Origin of the sequence: Polaribacter butkevichii, assembly GCF_038024105.1 — a bacterium.
GTDB lineage: Bacteria > Bacteroidota > Bacteroidia > Flavobacteriales > Flavobacteriaceae > Polaribacter > Polaribacter butkevichii.
Genome location: NZ_CP150661.1, coordinates 3,703,838 through 3,722,606 on the forward strand (window position 1 = coordinate 3,703,838; position 18,769 = coordinate 3,722,606).

At 30.4% G+C, this 18,769-nt stretch carries 16 protein-coding genes; 10 read left to right on the forward strand and 6 right to left on the reverse strand.

Features of this window, described 5'->3' with window-relative positions:
- Positions 1 to 1,446, reverse strand: coding sequence for a RimK family protein (locus tag WG951_RS15610; protein ID WP_105047870.1), 1,446 nt, complete (start codon positions 1,444 to 1,446; stop codon positions 1 to 3).
- 666 nt (positions 1,447 to 2,112) lie between these two features.
- On the opposite strand from WG951_RS15610, the gene WG951_RS15615 reads away from it, so the two are divergent.
- From WG951_RS15615 to WG951_RS15625, 3 genes are all read left to right on the forward strand, one after another.
- Entirely contained in the window at positions 2,113 to 3,072 is a 960-nt protein-coding gene (locus WG951_RS15615; RefSeq protein WP_105047871.1) for a 1-aminocyclopropane-1-carboxylate deaminase/D-cysteine desulfhydrase, read from the forward strand.
- Entirely contained in the window at positions 3,069 to 3,917 is an 849-nt protein-coding gene (locus WG951_RS15620; protein ID WP_105047872.1) for a glucosaminidase domain-containing protein, read from the forward strand. Before WG951_RS15615 ends, WG951_RS15620 begins: the two co-directional genes overlap by 4 nt.
- Positions 3,918 to 4,063: 146 nt before the next feature.
- Positions 4,064 to 5,161: a DUF2652 domain-containing protein gene (locus WG951_RS15625; RefSeq protein ID WP_105047873.1), complete on the forward strand. Its 1,098-nt coding sequence runs from the start codon at positions 4,064 to 4,066 to the stop codon at positions 5,159 to 5,161.
- 79 nt (positions 5,162 to 5,240) lie between these two features.
- Here the strand turns inward: WG951_RS15625 and WG951_RS15630 are convergent, their stop codons facing one another.
- Positions 5,241 to 6,281: an RluA family pseudouridine synthase gene (locus WG951_RS15630; RefSeq protein ID WP_105047874.1), complete on the reverse strand. Its 1,041-nt coding sequence runs from the start codon at positions 6,279 to 6,281 to the stop codon at positions 5,241 to 5,243.
- A gap of 122 nt (positions 6,282 to 6,403) precedes the next feature.
- The gene (locus tag WG951_RS15635; RefSeq protein WP_105047875.1) at positions 6,404 to 6,961 is read right to left on the reverse strand and encodes a PASTA domain-containing protein; all 558 of its coding nucleotides are present in this window, start codon (positions 6,959 to 6,961) and stop codon (positions 6,404 to 6,406) included.
- Positions 6,962 to 7,053: 92 nt separating this feature from the next.
- Here WG951_RS15635 and WG951_RS15640 point away from each other — a divergent pair, with 92 nt between their 5' ends.
- The 6 genes from WG951_RS15640 (at position 7,054) to WG951_RS15665 (ending at position 13,897) form a co-directional block, all read left to right on the forward strand.
- A complete protein-coding gene (locus WG951_RS15640; protein ID WP_105047876.1) occupies positions 7,054 to 8,028 on the forward strand; it encodes a D-alanine--D-alanine ligase in 975 nt (324 codons plus the stop codon).
- Between the two features lie 122 nt (positions 8,029 to 8,150).
- The gene (locus tag WG951_RS15645) at positions 8,151 to 8,510 is read left to right on the forward strand and encodes a four helix bundle protein (protein WP_105047877.1); all 360 of its coding nucleotides are present in this window, start codon (positions 8,151 to 8,153) and stop codon (positions 8,508 to 8,510) included.
- Between the two features lie 86 nt (positions 8,511 to 8,596).
- Positions 8,597 to 9,052, forward strand: coding sequence for a pantetheine-phosphate adenylyltransferase (gene coaD / locus WG951_RS15650; protein ID WP_105047878.1), 456 nt, complete (start codon positions 8,597 to 8,599; stop codon positions 9,050 to 9,052).
- Positions 9,053 to 9,054: 2 nt separating this feature from the next.
- A complete protein-coding gene (locus WG951_RS15655) occupies positions 9,055 to 10,812 on the forward strand; it encodes a M14 family metallopeptidase (protein ID WP_211296692.1) in 1,758 nt (585 codons plus the stop codon).
- Positions 10,813 to 10,815: 3 nt separating this feature from the next.
- Positions 10,816 to 11,937: a lactonase family protein gene (locus WG951_RS15660; protein ID WP_105047879.1), complete on the forward strand. Its 1,122-nt coding sequence runs from the start codon at positions 10,816 to 10,818 to the stop codon at positions 11,935 to 11,937.
- Positions 11,938 to 12,208: 271 nt separating this feature from the next.
- Positions 12,209 to 13,897 carry an LIC_10190 family membrane protein gene (locus WG951_RS15665; protein ID WP_105047880.1) on the forward strand — a complete coding sequence of 563 codons (1,689 nt, stop codon included), beginning with the start codon at positions 12,209 to 12,211 and terminating at the stop codon, positions 13,895 to 13,897.
- Positions 13,898 to 14,088: 191 nt separating this feature from the next.
- Here WG951_RS15665 and WG951_RS15670 read toward each other — a convergent pair whose 3' ends face one another.
- Positions 14,089 to 16,056 (reverse strand): DUF2075 domain-containing protein, encoded by a 1,968-nt coding sequence (locus WG951_RS15670; RefSeq protein WP_105047881.1) that lies wholly within the window; start codon positions 16,054 to 16,056, stop codon positions 14,089 to 14,091.
- Positions 16,057 to 16,326: a helix-turn-helix domain-containing protein gene (locus WG951_RS15675; protein WP_105047882.1), complete on the reverse strand. Its 270-nt coding sequence runs from the start codon at positions 16,324 to 16,326 to the stop codon at positions 16,057 to 16,059.
- A gap of 79 nt (positions 16,327 to 16,405) precedes the next feature.
- Here WG951_RS15675 and WG951_RS15680 point away from each other — a divergent pair, with 79 nt between their 5' ends.
- Positions 16,406 to 16,837, forward strand: coding sequence for a hypothetical protein (locus tag WG951_RS15680; RefSeq protein ID WP_105047883.1), 432 nt, complete (start codon positions 16,406 to 16,408; stop codon positions 16,835 to 16,837).
- A 13-nt stretch (positions 16,838 to 16,850) separates the two neighbouring features.
- Here the strand turns inward: WG951_RS15680 and WG951_RS15685 are convergent, their stop codons facing one another.
- Positions 16,851 to 18,743, reverse strand: coding sequence for a SulP family inorganic anion transporter (locus tag WG951_RS15685; RefSeq protein ID WP_105047884.1), 1,893 nt, complete (start codon positions 18,741 to 18,743; stop codon positions 16,851 to 16,853).
- Positions 18,744 to 18,769: the final 26 nt, after the last annotated feature.

The window sequence follows — 18,769 nt, forward strand, 5'->3', positions numbered from 1 at the left end:
TTATTCTAAACGTTTTTTTAATGCTGATAAAATTTCTGTGTAGACTAAATCGCCATAAAAGGCATCTTCTACACCAAAATCTACATTTGGGTTGTCGTTAATTTCAATCACCATCGGTTTGTTGTTTACAACTTTAATGTCTATTCCGTACAATCCTTTTCCCATAATTCTTGCCGATTTTAAAGCCATGTCTAAAACTTTTTTAGGCACTTTTTCTATCGGTAAACAATCTGCATCACCATCTTGCTCTTTTTTCTTTTTAGCATTCCAATTGTATATTTGCCAATGCCCTTTTGCCATGTAGTATTTACAAGCAAAAAAGGGTTTATCATCAATAATCCCAATTCTCCAATCGTAATCAGAAGGGCAAAACTCTTGTGCAATAATAAGGTCAGATTCTTTCAGCATTTCATTGACTAAAACGGCATATTCGCTTTCTGTTTTGGCTTTTTTTACACCAAAAGAAAAGGTAGAATCAGGTGCTTTTAATACACAAGGCAAACCAACTTTGTTAAGCACATCATCTATATTATCTCTATGCACAATAATTGTTTTTGGCGTTGCTATATTGGCATTGTTTAAAGCTTCTGCCATAAAAACCTTATTGCAGCACTTTAAAATAGCATCCGGATAATCAATAATAGCAATTCCTTCTTGTTGTGCCTTACGTGCAAATGCATACGCTTCGTTATTTACCTCTGTACTTTGACGAATAAATAAAGCGTCAAAAGACGATAATCTACTGAGGTCTTTTGGTTGAATAATTTCTGCATAGATGTTCATCTTTTCAGCAATATCAACAAACTTTTTTAAGGCTTTCGCGTTGCTTGGTGGCGCAGGATCATTTGGGTCTACCAAAATAGCCAAATCAAAATCAGATGTAGCTAACTTAGGCGTGTCATATCGTTTTTTAGAAAAATATTGATTCGCAAATTCATAGACACATTCTAGGTGTTCGTTTGGTATTTCAGATTCAGAAATAGCTTCGATACTTTGAATGTTCCATTTGTTGTTAAAACTAAAATGAACACGTAAAAACGGAACTTGAAAGTGCTTATAAAACAAGCTACTGAGTCCTTTGTATTTTTGCGCAACATTCTGACCAAAATAAATACTTAAAGTAAAGGATCTAGATTTGATGTTTTTTAAACTTTGCTGAATTTCATCATCAAACTCTTCTGAAACTATTTTTACAAGTTTCAATGTTTTTAAATCTACAATGTTTTTTACAGTAGGTATGGCTAAATGACCTCTTGCTTCTGCTAAAAGAGAAACATAGTATCCTTTAGATTGGTAACTGTAGTTTTTACAAAGGTTAAATATTCTAGCTTTTTTTATGGTAGAATATTTTGGATTGGTAAGATATTCTTGTGAGGAAATTACGGTAATATTATCAATCGAAAAAAGCCATTTTTCAGGTTGATTGGCAACAATGTATTTGTTCATTTAAGAAGCATAATCGCGATATAAATTTTAAGTAAAATTATACTATTTTTTGATTCGAATTACAAAAGTTGAAAAATAAATTATGTTTTTTTAAAGATTTTTAGAGTTGCTGTTTTTAGGTTAAGTTTCTTTATAATAGTGGCTTAAGAATGTTGTGTCTTTTGATGTAATATTTTATTGAACACTCGTATTGATGGTTTTAGAAAAGAAAAAAGGTAGTCTTCAAAGTTTTTGTTTCAAAATTTTAGAATCTTAATCATTTGTAAGTTAGATTGCACCTGTAGCAATTTCAATTTGGCTAACAAATTTGTATTTAAAGGATATTAATTTACTGTAAAGAAATCCCTATCTGATAAGAAGAAAATAAACTTATTTATACTTTTAAAAGAGATAGCTTTGAAAATGGTAAGATGACGAATCTTAAAATTGAGTTCGTTATTTTTTTGTTTTAGGGAGTTTTATGCTATTTGTAGGCTATTTTTTTTTGTGAGAAGGTAAATAGTTAAGAATTATAAAAGTAATAGTGTTTTTAAAGTGTTGTCTTGTAGTTTTTTATGGTGTTTTAGTTAAAAAACAGTACGGACTTTTAATTTTAACTTTAAAAAGTAAATATTGTGTAGGTAACAAAATAATATCTGTTATTTTTGTGCTAACAAATTCTTAACATTGAGTAACACAAACAATACTTTTTTCGAGAGTGATTTTATCGCTCAAAACCAACAAGTTTTTCTCCCAATCTTAGAAGAAAAAAAGATAGAACTCTTTATTAAAAGAGAAGATTTAATTCACCCTTTTGTTTCGGGTAATAAATTTAGAAAATTAAAATACAATTTAGAAGAAGCTAAAAAGCTTAAAAAGAAGGCAATACTTACATTTGGTGGAGCGTATTCTAATCATATTTTGGCAACTGCAGTTGCTGGTAAATTAGAAGGCTTAAAAACATTTGGAATTATTAGAGGCGAAGAGTTGGGTAAAAACCTAACGCAGACTTTAGAAGAAAACCCTACATTAAGAGAAGCTCATGAGCATGGCATGAAATTTCATTTTGTGTCTAGAGAATTATACAGACAAAAATCATCTTTTGGTTTCATTGAAAAAATGAAAAATAAATGGGGCGATTTTTATTTAGTTCCAGAAGGAGGTACCAATTTTTTAGCCGTAAATGGTTGTGAAGAAATTTTAACAAAAGAAGATGCTACCTTCGATTATGTTTGTGCTGCTGTAGGAACAGGAGGAACATTAGCAGGATTGATAAAATCGTTAAAAAGACGTCAGAAAGTATTAGGTTTCCCTGCTTTAAAAGGAAATTTTTTATCCGAAGAAATAAAAAAATACACCATAAAAAATGATAGTTGGAAACTACAAAAAGGGTATCATTTTGGAGGGTATGCAAAACATACAGAAGAATTAATTACTTTTATCAACGATTTTACAGATAAAACAGGTATTTTGTTAGATCCTATTTATACCGGAAAAATGATGTTTGGTATTATCGATTTAATTAAAAAAGATACCTTCTCTGAGGGAACTAAAATTTTAGCAATTCATACAGGAGGAATTCAAGGAATTGCAGGTTTTAATCAGGTTTTAGAAAAGAAAAATGAGCAGATAATTAAAAGTGTATGAAGTTAAGAGTTGTAGTGTTTTGTGTTAGTTTATTGGTGTTTGCAAGTTGTGGTTCTAGTAAAAAAGCGAGTAAGAGTAAAGGTGGTAAAAGTGCTGGCGTTGTTTTAAATGAGCCAAAACCAGTAAAATTACCTTCTGTAAATGAAAAAGAACTTACTAAAAAATTAATAAAGAAAAACTCAAATTTAAACAAACAGACTTTAGATTATATTAGAAAATATGCACCTATTTCGGTAAAAGAAATGCATGAAAATAATATACCTGCTAGTATTACTTTAGCACAAGGAATTTTAGAATCTGGTAGAGGTAGAAGTGAATTAGCTTTAAAATCTAACAATCATTTTGGTATAAAATGTCATACACAATGGCAAGGAGAACGTGTATATCATGATGATGATGAAAAAGGTGAGTGTTTTAGAAAATATCAATATGTAGAAACTTCTTATGATGATCATTCGGCATTTTTAACCCAAAGAAAACGATATGCTTTTTTGTTTAATTACAGGTCTAATGATTATAAAAGATGGGCAAGAGGTTTAAAAAAAGCAGGGTATGCAACGGATAAGAGATACCCAGATAAACTGATTAAAATTATTGAAGATTATAAGTTACATGAGTTTGATAATGTAAAAAAGAAAGACTTTAAAGTAGATCCTAAAACGGAAGCAGTTTTAAAAGCAGCTGCAAACCCAAACAATACTGTTGTTAAGTATTACGAAGTAAAAAAAGGAGATACACTGTATTCTATTGCTAGAAAATTTAATACAACAGTTGCTGCTATAAAAGAAGTGAATGCTTTAAAAGATAATGTAATTTCTATAGGACAGCATTTACAGATAAAATAAAAAAAGTTTTTATAAAAAAATAACCTCGAGGAGAATCTTCGAGGTTATTTTTTTGCAATTTAGAAAAGGAAGAACGAATATGTAAATAATAATTGTTTGTATCTGTTTTTTAGTTAGTTTTAAGTTTTAAAATCGACAAACAGAGCATGGGCAAATCTTTACTTTTTTTACCTGATATTTCTGGTTTTACAGAATTTGTTCAAACTACAGAAGTAGAACACAGTCAGCATGTAATTTCAGAATTATTAGAAGTTTTAATAGCCGCTAATACAGAAGAGTTACAATTAGCAGAAATAGAAGGAGATGCTTTGTTTTTCTATAAAGAAAATGAGATTCCTTCTTTAGAAAGGTTGTTGGCTTTATCAGAACACATCTTTACGGCCTTTTATAGCCATTTAAAACTGTTAGAAAAAAACAGAATTTGTCCGTGTAATGCCTGTTCTACAGCCCCTAAATTACAGTTGAAAATTATTGCACATTGTGGCGAGTTACAATTTTTAACTGTTCAGAATAATAGAAAACCTTTTGGGAAACAAGTTATTGAAGCGCATCGACTCATGAAAAATTCTGTTGATAGCGACAATTATGTGTTGTTTAGCAAAGAATTGACAGATACGATTGGTTTGTCTGGCAATTATCAATCAAAATTATATAATTTTAAACAAGGAAATGATCGTTATGATGGCAACCAATTAGATTATTTATATTCTATAATAGATAATCGTCATTTAAAATTAAAATCATTTCTTATTCCGAGTAAAGTTGTTTTTAACAAATCTCCGAGTTTTATTGTAGAAAAAGAGTTTCTTGTTGCGGCAGAAGAATTGTTAGAAGCGTTAACTAATTACGCTTATAGAACACAATGGAAAGAGGAGGTTAATGAAATTAAGTATCATGTAAATGAAGTTACAAGGTTAGGATCGGAGCATGTTTGTGTTGTTAATCAAAAGCATTTAGATTTTGTGGTGGTTACAAAAGAAGTAAAACCTGGGCAATTGGTTTACGGAGAAATGACGGAGAGTCCAATTCCTGTAGATAAATTGTATCAGTTTTATGTGATAACTCCATTAGATGCTGGAAAATGTAAATTAGTTTTAGAAACGTATTTAGAAGCAAAATCTCCGATTAAAAAGTTGGCTATTTTTTTAATAGTAAAAAAAGTATTCGAAAAAAATACAGCAAAAGGATTGGATAAATTATATGATTTCTTAAGTGCTAAGCGTGTGCAAAAACAAGTTAATTAATCAAAAAAAAGAAAATAAAAAACAGCGATTTGTATTTAAATACAAATCGCTGTTTTATTTTATATAAGAACGAAGTATTCTAGTCTAATTCTACATCTTTAGAATTCTCAGAATACGTTCTCCATTTTTCTAAACACTCTGTAATATCATTGGGAACCTCTGAATTAAATTGCATAAATTCTCCCGTTTTAGGGTGTGTAAATCCTAATGTTTTAGCATGTAGCGCTTGTCTAGGTAATACTTTAAAGCAGTTGTTTACAAATTGCTTGTATTTGGTAAACGTTGTTCCTTTTAAAATATCATCTCCACCATAGCGCTCATCATTAAATAACGTATGCCCAATATGCTTAAAATGCGCTCTAATTTGATGAGTTCTACCCGTTTCTAATTTACATTGCACTAAAGTTACATAAGTTAAACGTTCTAAAACCTTATAATGTGTAACCGCGTGTTTACCAAAATCTCCATTAGGAAAAACAGCCATTTGCAAACGGTTTTTTAAACTACGTCCAATATTTCCTTCAATTGTACCTTCATCTTCATCTATATTTCCCCAAACTAAAGCATAATATAAACGTTCTGTAGTTCTGTCAAAAAACTGTTTCGATAAATTAGCCATGGCAAATTCTGTTTTTGCTACTACTAATAATCCACTAGTATCTTTATCTATTCTATGCACCAAACCAGGTCTTTCGTTAGAATTGGTTGGTAAATTTTCTATATGATGAATTAAACCATTCACCAAGGTTCCAGAATAATTTCCGTGTCCTGGATGCACCACCATTCCTGCTGGTTTGTTTACTACAATAACAGTATCATCTTCATAAACAATATCTAAAGGAATATCTTCTGCAACTAATAAATTTTCTGCTGGTGGATATGCTAAAACAACTCTAACAACGTCGTTTGGTTTAACTTTATGATTCGATTTTACAACCACTTCATTTACCAAAATATTACCTGCTTTTGCAGCTTGCTGAATTTTATTTCTGGTAGCGTTTTCTACAAAGTTCATTAAAAATTTATCTACTCTTAAAGGTTCTTGACCTTCACTAGCTGTAAATCTGTGATGTTCGTATAAGTCGTCGTTTTCTTGATCTTGAGGTTGATTTTCTTGCAAAATTTATTTTTTAAGTTTTAGGTGACATCCGTAAAGAATCTCAAACTTCAACTGTTTAATTTTTATTTTTGAATACTGAATACTGAATACTGAATACTGAATACTGAATACTGAATACTGATTTAATTCCCGTTTCCATCACCTAAAACTAAATCTACAATAGAATTTAGCGGTAATTTATCTCCTTTGTTTAATATTTTTCCATTGTAACGCAATCCACGTACTACATCTTTACCAATATCTCTCACAGAAATAGGGTTTGTACCAATATTAAAACCGATTGATCTTAAATGAGAAATAGCTTGTCTTTTGGTTTTTCCGTTTAAATCTGGTATGGTAACATCTCTATATTTAGAAGGGTTTAACGTTAGATAAATTTTACGTTTTTCTTTAACAAAATCTCCTGCTTCTGGCGATTGCTCAATAACAGATTTTTTAGGATAGTCTGGATTGTAACTAGCACTGTCTATAACAATAAAATCTAAATTAAGTTCTTTTAATTTGTTTTCTACATTCTCTAAAGACATTTTATGCAAATTAGGAACCTGAATTTTTTGATCGTGATTGGTAGAATACCCTAACCAATATTTTAGAGCAAAAATAAAGATTAACAAACCTACAATGGCAATAGTTACTTGTATAAAGAAAGATTTACTTTTTATAAATTGAAAAACACTCATTTTTTGATTTTTAGAACGCACAAAGATATAAAAACTAAACGTTGCTATTTCTATAATTATTTTGATAAATTTGTTTTATTATTTTATAATCCATGAAAAAGAACATTGCCATTGTTATGGGTGGTTATTCATCCGAAGTTAATATTTCGCTTACCAGCGGAAATGTAGTGTACAACCATTTAAACAAACAGAAATACAGTCCTTATCGAATTCATATTTTAAAAGAGAAATGGGTTGCTTTAGATGCTGCTAATAATGAGTATCCTATTAATAGAGACGATTTTTCTTTTATGTTAGGTGATCAAAAAATAACTTTCGATTGTGTTTTTAATGCAATTCATGGTGCGCCCGGAGAAAACGGAACTTTATTAGCCTATTTTAAGCTGATCAATTTAAAACATACTTCGGCACCTTTTTACCAAATGGCCTTAACTTTTAATAAAAGAGATACGTTAAGTGTGGTAAAAGAATATGGCATTAAAACAGCTGTGTCTGTGTATTTAAATAAAGGAGATGTTGTAGATGTAGATGCTATAATTAGTAAAGTTGGTTTGCCTTGTTTTGTAAAGCCCAATAATGCAGGTTCTAGTTACGGTATTTCTAAAGCGCATACAAAAGCAGAAATGTTGCCTGCTTTAGAAAAAGCGTATCAAGAAGATTCAGAAATTTTAATTGAATCTTTTTTAGACGGACCCGAAGTTTCTGTGGGTGTCATTCAATATAAAGGAGCAATTAAAGTGTTGCCAATTACAGAAATAGTAACAGAAAATGATTTCTTTGATTACGAAGCTAAATATGAAGGAAAATCACAAGAGATAACTCCAGCAAGAATATCAGAAAGTGCAAAAATAAAAGTAGAAGAAATTGCTAAAAAAGTATATGCAATTTTAAATATGTCTGGTTTTTCACGTTCAGAATATATTTTGGTAAATGGAGAACCACATTTCTTAGAAATGAATACAGTACCAGGTTTAACAGAAAATAGTATTTTACCACAACAAGCACAAGTAGCAGGAATATCATTAGAAGAACTATTTGATAACGCTATAGAATCGGCATTAAAATAGCGTTTTTAGAGACAAGATGTTTTTGAACCATGAAACAAGATGATGATCACTGTTGTGGATTTGAGTCAGGATGTTTTAACAGTAAGAGACAAAAATATTTATAACGTTAAAATAAGAAAGCTATGAAAAGACATAATTTTAAAAAGTTACAAATTTGGCAAGAGGCAATAGAATTAGTTACTTTAAATTATAAATTCACTTCAACATTGCCAGATTACGAGAGGTTTGGTTTGATTAGTCAATTAAATAGATGTGCTGTTTCTATTCCTTCAAATATATCTGAAGGGACAAGTAAAAGAACAAATAAACATTTTGTTACTTTTTTAGAGCATAGTTTAGGTTCTGCTTTTGAATGGGAAACTCAACTTATAATATGTAATAATTTAAACTTTATTTCTAATGAAACTTTTATCGATTTTGAAAAAAGAATCCAAAAATTACAACAAAAAATATCAAATTTCATAGATTCGTTAGACAAGTGATACTATTTTAAGATAAGAATTTTAAAGTATACATTGTCAGTCGTGTTTCATGTGTCTAAAACATCAAAAAAATCAAATTCAATAGAATGAAAAGAGCAATTTTTCCAGGATCATTTGATCCAATCACATTAGGTCATTATGATATTATAGAGCGCGGTGTCAAATTGTTCGATGAACTTATTATTGCCATTGGTATCAATGCCGATAAAAAATACATGTTTTCTTTAGAGGAACGTAAAAAGTTTATTGAAGACTGTTTTGCGCACGAACCAAAAATTAAAGTAGTAACCTACGAAGGGTTAACGGTAGATTTTTGCCAAAAAAACAATGTAGATTTTATTTTTAGAGGCTTAAGAAACCCCGCAGATTTCGAATTCGAAAAAGCAATTGCCCACACCAATAGAGATTTAGCACCTATAGAAACAGTATTTTTACTTACGGCAGCAAGTACATCTTATATATCATCATCTATTGTTAGAGATGTAATTAGAAACAATGGAGATTATACAAAATTAGTACCCAAACCGGTAAGAGTTAAATAAATATGCGTTATTATTTTAAAGAAGTACTGTTGTCGGCTGTTTTATTATTGATGATTTCTTGTGATAATTCATCAAAAGCACCTAAAAATTTTACAACACTTTTTGAAACATCAAACGGAACCGAAACTCCAGAATACAAAGATGTAATTTCTTATTACAAAGATTTAGCAGAAGAGTATGCAGCCATTTCATTATTTTCTTTCGGAGAAACAGATTCGGGCAAGCCGTTGCATTTGGTGGTTTATAGTAACGAGGGTGTTTTTAATGTGGATGAAATTAAGCACTTACCAAAAAATAGGGTTTTAATTAACAACGGAATTCATCCCGGAGAATCAGACGGAATTGATGCTTCTATGTTGTTGCTTAGAGATCTTGTACAGAACGATTCGTTAAAAGAAAAGTATAAAAACACCATTATTTGTGTCATTCCTGTGTATAATATTGGTGGTTCTTTAAATAGAAATTCAGCCACGAGAGCAAATCAAAACGGACCAAAATCATATGGTTTTAGAGGAAATGCTAGAAACTACGATTTAAATAGAGATTTTATCAAACAAGACTCAAAAAATGCGGCAGCTTTTGCTGATATTTTTCATACTGTAAATCCTGATGTTTTTATTGATAATCACGTAAGTAACGGTGCCGATTATCAATATGCCATTACTCATTTATTTACACAACACAATAAATTAGGCGGTAATTTAGGGACTTTTATAGAAGAGAATATGCGTCCGAGTTTAGAGAAATCACTAGAAAATAAAGGCATTGCAATTACGCCTTATGTAAATGTTTGGGGTACAACTCCAAAAGAAGGTTGGTCTCAGTTTTTCGACTCACCAAGATATTCTACAGGCTACACAACCTTATTTAACACCTTAGGTTTAATGGTAGAAACACACATGTTAAAACCGTATAAAACAAGAGTAGCACAAACGTATCAATTGCTGTTTTCTGCTTTAGACTTTACAGAAAAAAATGGCGTAAAAATTAAAGAATTAAGAGCAAATGCTGTGGATGAGGTATTGGCACAAGAAACATATCCGATAGTTTTTAAGGTTGATGCAAAAAATTCTACAGAATTACAATTTAAAGGATACGAAGGCGAATATATAGATAGTAAGGTAACCACAGGGCAACGCTTGTTTTACGATAAATCAAAACCGTATACCGAGCCTGTAAAATATTACAATAATTTTGTAGCCACAAAGACTGTAAAAATTCCAAAAGCGTATGTTTTACAACAAGGTTGGCATAAAGTGTTAGAACGATTAAAAAATAATAATATTAAATTTTCACGTTTTAAAAACGATACGGTAATTGCTGTGGAAGTAAATCATATAGATAATTTTGAAACGAGTAAAACAGCTTACGAAGGGCATTATTTACATGCTAATACTTCGGTAAAAGCATCCACACAGAATTTTAAATTTAGAAAAGGAGATGTATATATTGATACCCATCAAAAGGGTGTTCGTTATTTGTTAGAAACCTTAGAGGCAGCAGCAACAGATTCTTTTTTTAATTGGAATTTTTTTGATACCATTTTACAACAAAAAGAAGGCTATTCTGCCTATGTTTTCGAAGATATTGCAGAAGACTTTTTAGCTCAGAATCCAACCATAAAAAAAGAGTTTTTAGAAAAACTAAAGACAGATACAGCGTTTGCTAATAACGCAAAAGCACAACTGAATTTTGTTTACAAACAATCACCTCATTACGAATTAGCACACTTACGTTTGCCTATTTTTAAAATATTTTAATTTATGAAATTGTTATCGCTGTTTTTAGTATCAATATTTTTATTCGGATGTAAATCTGAAACAGGTAAAAAAGCATCCCTAAAAAATGAGACTATGGAGACTACTTTTTATGTAGGTACGTATACCAAAAAAGATTCTAAAGGAATTTATAAATATCAAATTTCTGAAGAAGGAAAATTAACAAGAATAGGCTTGGTTGCAGAAACTATAAACCCTACTTTTTTAGTGAAATCTAAAGATAAAAAAACACTTTTTTCTGTTGGTGAAACAGATGCAAACGGCATTGGGTATGTAAAGTCTTTTAAAATAACAAAAGATGCTTTGCAACTTATCAGTAATGAAAAAAGTGGTGGTTCTGGACCTTGTTTTGTGGCTGTAAATGATGATAATTATGTAGTAACTGCAAATTACAGAAGCGGAAGCGTAGGTTTGTTAAAAGCAGATGCTTCTGGTAAATTATCTACATTATTAGATGTGCAACAACATGTTGGTAAAGGTACCACAGAAAGACAAAAAGGACCTCATGCACATTCAGCTTGGTTTCATCCAGCTAAAAAAGAAGTGATTTCTGTAGATTTAGGAACCAACGAATTGTTGTTTTCTACAATTGATACACACACAAATCAACTAGTTGCTACGGCTCAAAAATCTTTAAAAATGGAAGACGGAGCAGGACCAAGACATTTAACCTTTCATCCAAATAATAAATGGATTTACGTATTAAATGAGTTAGACAATACGGTTTCTTTGGTAAAAGAAAAAGACGGAAAATATTTTGTAGATTTTTCAATTGCTACTTTACCATCAGACTTTACAGCGTTTAGCAAGGCAGCAGATATTCATATAACCAAAGACGGAAAATTTTTATATGCTTCTAACCGCGGACACGAATCTATTGTGATGTATGCCGTTAATTCAGAAAACGGAACTTTAAAAACAATTGGTTACGAGCCTGTTTTAGGGAAACATCCTCGTAATTTTTCACTGTCTCCAGATGAACAGTTTTTATTAGTTGCTAATCAAGATACAGATAATATTGTTTCTTTTAAAAGAGATGCTACAACGGGTACATTAACTTTTGTTAGTGAAGTTGCTGCGCCAATGCCAGTTTGTATTTTGTTTTAGGTTTTTAATATTTACAATTACTTTAATTTCAAATCCAATGCAATGCTAGTACGAGCGTCTCGCTCGTACTAGCGGATGTTTATAAATGGGTTGACTATTTAAATTGGATTCATTTTTATAACACAAAACCTATGTTTACGATGGATCTATGGAATCAAATTTTTTAAAGAGTTATCCGTTCGAGCGGAGTCGAGAACAATTGGATATTTAACGAAGTAGAAAATTATTTTATTCGTAACTTGTAGTCTGTAAAATCAATTTTAAAAAACACATGCTTTTAATTTTAGTTAATTGGATTTATATTTTCATTTCCTCCTTAAGCTTTGGGTTTTTATTAAAAAAACTATTTAAAATTGAGAATCAAAACTTTACCATTCACCATATTTTAGGACTATTTTCCATAACATTATTTAGTTGGGTGTATGCTTTTTTCTTTGCTTTAGATCTTGTTTTTTACGGCTTCATGGCTAGTGTAACAATGGCAGTAATTTGGTTGTTAAAAAAAGACGTTAAAGTACATCTCATTCAGTTTAAAAAATGTTGGCTTTTATTTAGTAACACTTATAAATTGTGTATTATTTTTATTAGTGTTGCTGCGTTGGCAATGTCGTCGGTTACGCCTGCTATTTTTGATAATGAGAGTTATTATATACAAACCATAAAATGGTTAAATGAATACGGATTTGTTAAAGGATTGGGAAATTTACATATCTTTTTTGCACAAACCTCTAGTTGGCATATTTTACAAGCGGCATTTTCTTTTCCGTTTTTAGAAACCTCTTTTAATGATTTAAACGGTTACTTTTTAGTTCTTTTTTCTTTTCTCTGCTTTCAACAATTACATCATTTTAAAACAAGTAAAAAAATAAACCAATTGTATATAGGTAGCGTCTTAATAAGTCTGCCTTTTCTTATTTTTTTTATCAATGCACCTTCACCAGATTTATCGGTATTTTTAATAAGTCAGTTGTTATTTTTCCTTTTTATAAAGCATTATAAAGCCATAGACTTTTCTAGTTTTAGTATTGTGCTATTGCTCACAATTTTTTTGTGTGTCATAAAAATCACCACTTGTGTTTTGGTGTTGTTGCCTTTAATTTTAGTTGTTAAGCATTTTAAAACATTAAAACCGAATCTAGTAAAACCCATTCTTTTCTCTGTTTTTGTACTGTTTTTATTTTTGATTAAAAATGTAATTCTTACAGGTTATTTATTATATCCGTTAGAAAATTTTGATGTTTTAAATGTAGATTGGAAAGTGCCTAAAGAATTGATTCATTTGTTTAAAGTGGGTACGTATAGTGCTGCTTTTGATTATCAAGAATTAGAAAACCTTTCTACATATCAATTGTTTATTGCTTGGGTTACCTCTTTTAAATTTAATGGAATAATCAATATTATTTTTACAACTTTATTACTCTCTTTTCCTTTTTTATGGTTTCTAAAAAGTAAAGAAAAATCCGTTTTTATCTTGTACATAATTGGAGTTTTACATTTTGTATTGGCGTGGATTTTTTCTCCTCAATACCGATTTTTCTTTTTTTATATGTTGTTTTTTTCCATGCAAATTTGCGTTTGGTTTTTTAAAAAAGAAAAAATAATTGTGTTATTTACCTATATAAGTTTATTGCTAAGTTTGGTCCCTTTTTTAACCGAATTAAAATTGAGCAACTACACCACCATAAAAAAAACGAATACCAAAACCAGTATTTTAAAGCTTAAAAATATTGTACAACCAAATGTAAATTCGAGCATGAGTTTAGAATATAACCAACATATAGAAGGTGCTTTTGCTTATAATTCTCCCACAAAAGATAGTTTTTTCTGGACGGTAGGGATTGTGCCTTTACCTGCGGTTAATGCAAAACAAGTGGCCTTTATTAAAAAATATTATAAAATTGTTCCGGCTTTAAGAACTGCGGATGTTGAAGATGGTTTTAAGAGTATGCACGTTAAATAGTTGTTGTTCTTCAATTGAAGAATCTATTTTTTGTTTTTTAGATAAGGAGTAGAGCAACTTAGATGTTTAAAATGGTTTTCTTAGTTGTAAAGCTTGTATTAATGATATAGGAAAACGTGTTTAAAGTTTTTTTTGTGGGGTTTTTGAGGGGGGAGTATTTTAATTTAACGGAATATTATTTTAGGGATGAATCAAAATAATTCTACTATACCTATTTTTTTTAAGTAATTATAAGTACCATCATAAAAAATTTTAGGTCTTGTATGGTCTATTTCCGAACCTTCAGGTATAAAAATTATCATACCTTGTCTTCCTCTAGTTAATAAAACTCTATAAGTATTTTTAAGATAATTTTTACTTACTTCTTGTTTTATGTTTTGCCATTTTGTTCCTTTAAAATTTTGGTATTTCCATTCGTTATTATCAATATGAAAATTAGCTCCCCAAATTAAACAAGTCCTATCTATTTCTAAACCTTGTATATCAAATTCTGTAGCTATATCTTCTAAGAAATAGGAAGACCTAATATCATCGTTTGAGTTTAAAAACCAATAAGGAGCAGATATTTCATTTTTAACATCAAACCCTAAAGCTTTAAGTCTTCTGGCTCCAGAAGATGCTATTAAACCAGTTCTTTCTGTCCCTTTACTTTCTTCTCTTAGCCATTTTTTAGCTACTCTTATATCTCGTGTAATGTAAATAGGGAAATCATTTTTAATGTCTGAATATAGTTTTTTTGTTGTTTCTAAATTTAATTCCAATAGTTCGTGAACAAATTCGGATACTTTTTCTGACCTAAAAGAGCGCACTGAAACCGCTAAATGTAAATCCGTTTCAGAAATTCCATTTCTATTCAACCACTTTCTTTGAGTTTCAGATTTTATATAATTAGGACTATTGACAATAGAATTTGAAAAATGAATCTCCCAGTCGTTGTAGTTTTTTTGAAAAGCACTAACCCATTCCTCAAGACCTGCTTCTCCTGTGTTTATTTCTTGTCCTCCACCAATTAAACATATAATTGTACACCAATCTTTATGACGATTCATAACATCAATCAAAAATTCTGGTTCAGACATATCAAAATCTTCAATACCTTTCTTTCTTTTCATAAATGAACTAACTTGCTTATTAGTCCATGCTCTTTGAGCTTCATCAAATACTACAACTCTTTCGGTAGGCTTAACATTATACTTTATATATTCATCCCTAAAATGATGAATGTTTTGAATAAAAGTACTTGTTTTTCTTTTAGCTTCATCTTTAGTAACTCGTTGACCACTTTCTGCAGCTGTTAAAACAAAGTCTCTAGCTAAAGCTTCTCTTAAAACATCTACCAATGGACCATTTCCTGAAAGAAAAACTGCATGTTCATCCTCATTTGCGAGCATTCTTTCATTTGCAATACTTAAGCCTGCCAATGTTTTTCCTGCTCCTGGTACTCCTGTAATAAAACAAATTGATTTTTTATTATTTAGCTTTGAATTATCTATGACTTCATTTATATAATTAGAAGTTTTGTTTAGATTTATTTTTTCTGAATCATGGCGAGATATCTCCTCAACCTTGTGTCCTTTGTATAGTGCTTGAGCTGCCTCAACTATTGTTGGTGTAGGCTTATATATTGAATTCTCCCAAATTTCAATATTTATTTCATCCCTCGGATACTGAGTAAATTTCTCAATTATTTCTCTGATTCCAGATTTGTTACATTTTGCAACTTGATAATGTTCTATTACTTTTTCTGTATTAGTTGAACACCATTCAGCATTTGTTGCAATTAGTACTGGAATTAATTTAACAAAATGACTGCCTTCATGGAAATTTTTTAAATCTAAACAATAGTCTATTACTTGTAATTCTGCATGTTTACCATATGTATTATCACCGACCTTAAATTCGACTACAAAAACACAATCATCAACAATTATTATGTTGTCAACACGTTTTCCCATTCTAGGAATTTGAAATTCAAAATAAATTGAACCTCTAATTCCAGTTAACTCACTCTTAAGAATTTCAATCTGTTTAACCCAAGCATTTTTTTGTAAATCCTCTAACGAACGATTACTATGGTTTAAGCTTAATTGGCCTAAAACTGAATTTGAATCTTCAGTTAAAAACTCTGAAATTGTATTACTGTAGTATGCTCTTTTCATTTAACTATCAGTTTTAAGTTGATAATCATTAAAACTTAGTTTTGAATTTTGATTTTTAAAGTTTAATAAATCTGAAATCTCCATTTCAAAAACTTTTGAAAATACAGCAATATTGGTTAGAGATATATTTCTTTCGCCTCTTTCAATCATACCAATATAAGTTCTATGAAATCCTGTTTTGAAAGAAAGTTTTTCTTGACTTAGTTTGTTTTCGAGTCTTAACTCTCTAATTCTTATTCCAAATTCTTTTAAAAGAAATTTATTTACCATCAATCTAAACTATACATATTGTATGCGTTAATCAACATACAATATGTATCATTTTGTATCTTTGAAAAAATATTTAAACATGAAAAAATATGCTAGAGTAACTAATTTTAACGGGAAAGGAATGAATGAAGGTTATTGTTTCAATGATGGAGAATATTATTGCGAAACCGAAGAACAAGCTAAATTCTATATTGAGGGTTTAGGATTAGATTGGAAAGAAGAGCTATTAACCTTTAATACAAAGGACGAGTGGTTTTATTGGACAGATTGGTATGACCAGGAAGCTGATATTTATTATGATATTAATGGTTGTGAAATAAATAATAAAAAAGATACATTATTTGCTATCTACAAGAAAGGTGTTCATTTAGGTAATGAATTAGGTGAAAACAAAAACGATGCAATTAGAAAATATCTAATTGCATCGTTGTATGAAATTTTTTTAAAAGATTTAGAATTTGTTTCTTTATACTCCGCTAAAAAAGCAGTTAAAAGAACTCATTTTTTATAGAAATTATTTCCCATTAAAACTTATACTCACCTAAAGGTTTAGGAAAATCTTCTGGGTTTGCAGCTAAGTGATAACGAGGATCATCGATATCTTCTATAATGATTTCCTGAAATATTGGGCTCGATTTAAACAATAACAATTTACAATCTTCACTCAAGTGTTTTAAGGTGATTTTTTTGTTGGCTGCTTGGTACTTTTCAACCAAATTAAAAATAGCTTCTATGGCAGAATGATCTGTAACACGTGCTTCTACAAAATCTATTTCTACAACATCTGGGTCGTTTTTAATATCGAACTTTTCATTAAATTCGGTAATACTTCCAAAGAATAAAGGACCCCAAATTTCGTAAATTTTTGTTCCGTCTGCTTTAAAACGTTTTCTAGCTCTAATTTTCTTAGCACTTGTCCAAGCAAAAGATAAAGCAGAAATAATAACCCCTACAAATACGGCAATGGCCAAATCAAAGAAAACTGTTACTGCAGAAACAATGATTAATACAAAAGCATCTGCCATTGGTATTTTCTTTAAAATTCTAAAACTAGACCAAGCAAAAGTTTCAATCACCATCATAAACATTACACCAACAAGCGCTGCAATGGGCACTTGCTCTATATATTTATCTGCAAATAAAATAAAAGTTAATAGTGTTAATGCCATCATTACGCCCGATAAACGTCCACGTCCGCCAGCATTGATATTAATTACGGTTTGTCCAATCATACCACAACCACCAGTTCCACCAAAGGCACCACTTACAATGTTTCCTGCACCTTGCGCAATACACTCTTTGTTTCCGTTACCTCTAGATTCTGTTAATTCATCCACTAAATTCATGGTCATTAACGTTTCTATTAAACCAACCGATGCTGCTAAAAAGGCATAAGGAGCAATAAACTTTAAGGTATCTAAATTAAAAGGAAGGTTGCTCCACAATTCTAAAACATTTAAATTCTTAGAAAGTTCTGCAATTCCATTTAAACCAGCGCCACCACCATCTCTAATAAAATCGCCAACATTAATAGAACCCAATCCGCTAAAAATAGAAATTAGAGTAACGATTAAAATGGCTGTTAATGCAGCAGGTATTTTTGTAGTTAATTTAGGCAATCCCCAAACAATTAGCATGGTTAATAATACCAAACCAATCATTATATATAAGGTTTTTCCTTGCATAGTTGTTTTTACAACACCGCTATCTTTTACTGAATAAAAACCCTCATCGGAAGCATTAAAAACAACTTTTTTAGTTTTTGCATCAAATACTTGTCCGTCAGACACAAAAAATACTTCTTGGTTGGTGGCTTTGTTTTTTATTGATTTTCCATCAATAGTAAATAAAACGGTACCAGACATTATATCTTTTACTTGGTTGTTAGATACATTATAGACCAATTCTTTCGATTCGGTTTTACGCATATTTTGTCCGAAGAAATCTTTTTTGTTTTCTTTAAACATGCCTAATTGTGCCATAAAAATAACAATGGCCAAACCATTTACAAAGCCCATCATTACAGGATGTGGAATTAAACGTACAAATTTTCCTAACTTAAAAACACCTGCAAATATTTGTATAATTCCCATTAATACTACGGCAGCTAAAAGATAAAAGTAGCCCATATTTTCTACAGGATTGTCAAATAACAAGCCTTTTGCGTGTCCTTCTTGTATCATATGCACAAAAATAACAGCAACAGCACCTGCAGCACCAGAGATTAATCCGGGTCTTCCACCAAAACTAGCAGAAATAATTCCTACCACAAAAGCACCAAATAAAGCTACAATAGGACTTATTTGTGCCACAAAAGCAAAAGCGACAACTTCTGGTATCATTGCTAGGGAAACGGTTATTCCTGCAAGGACATCATCTTTTGCATTTGGTAAAATTTTTCTAATAAACTCAGTCATAATTGGTTGATTTTTTCGAGTCGGCA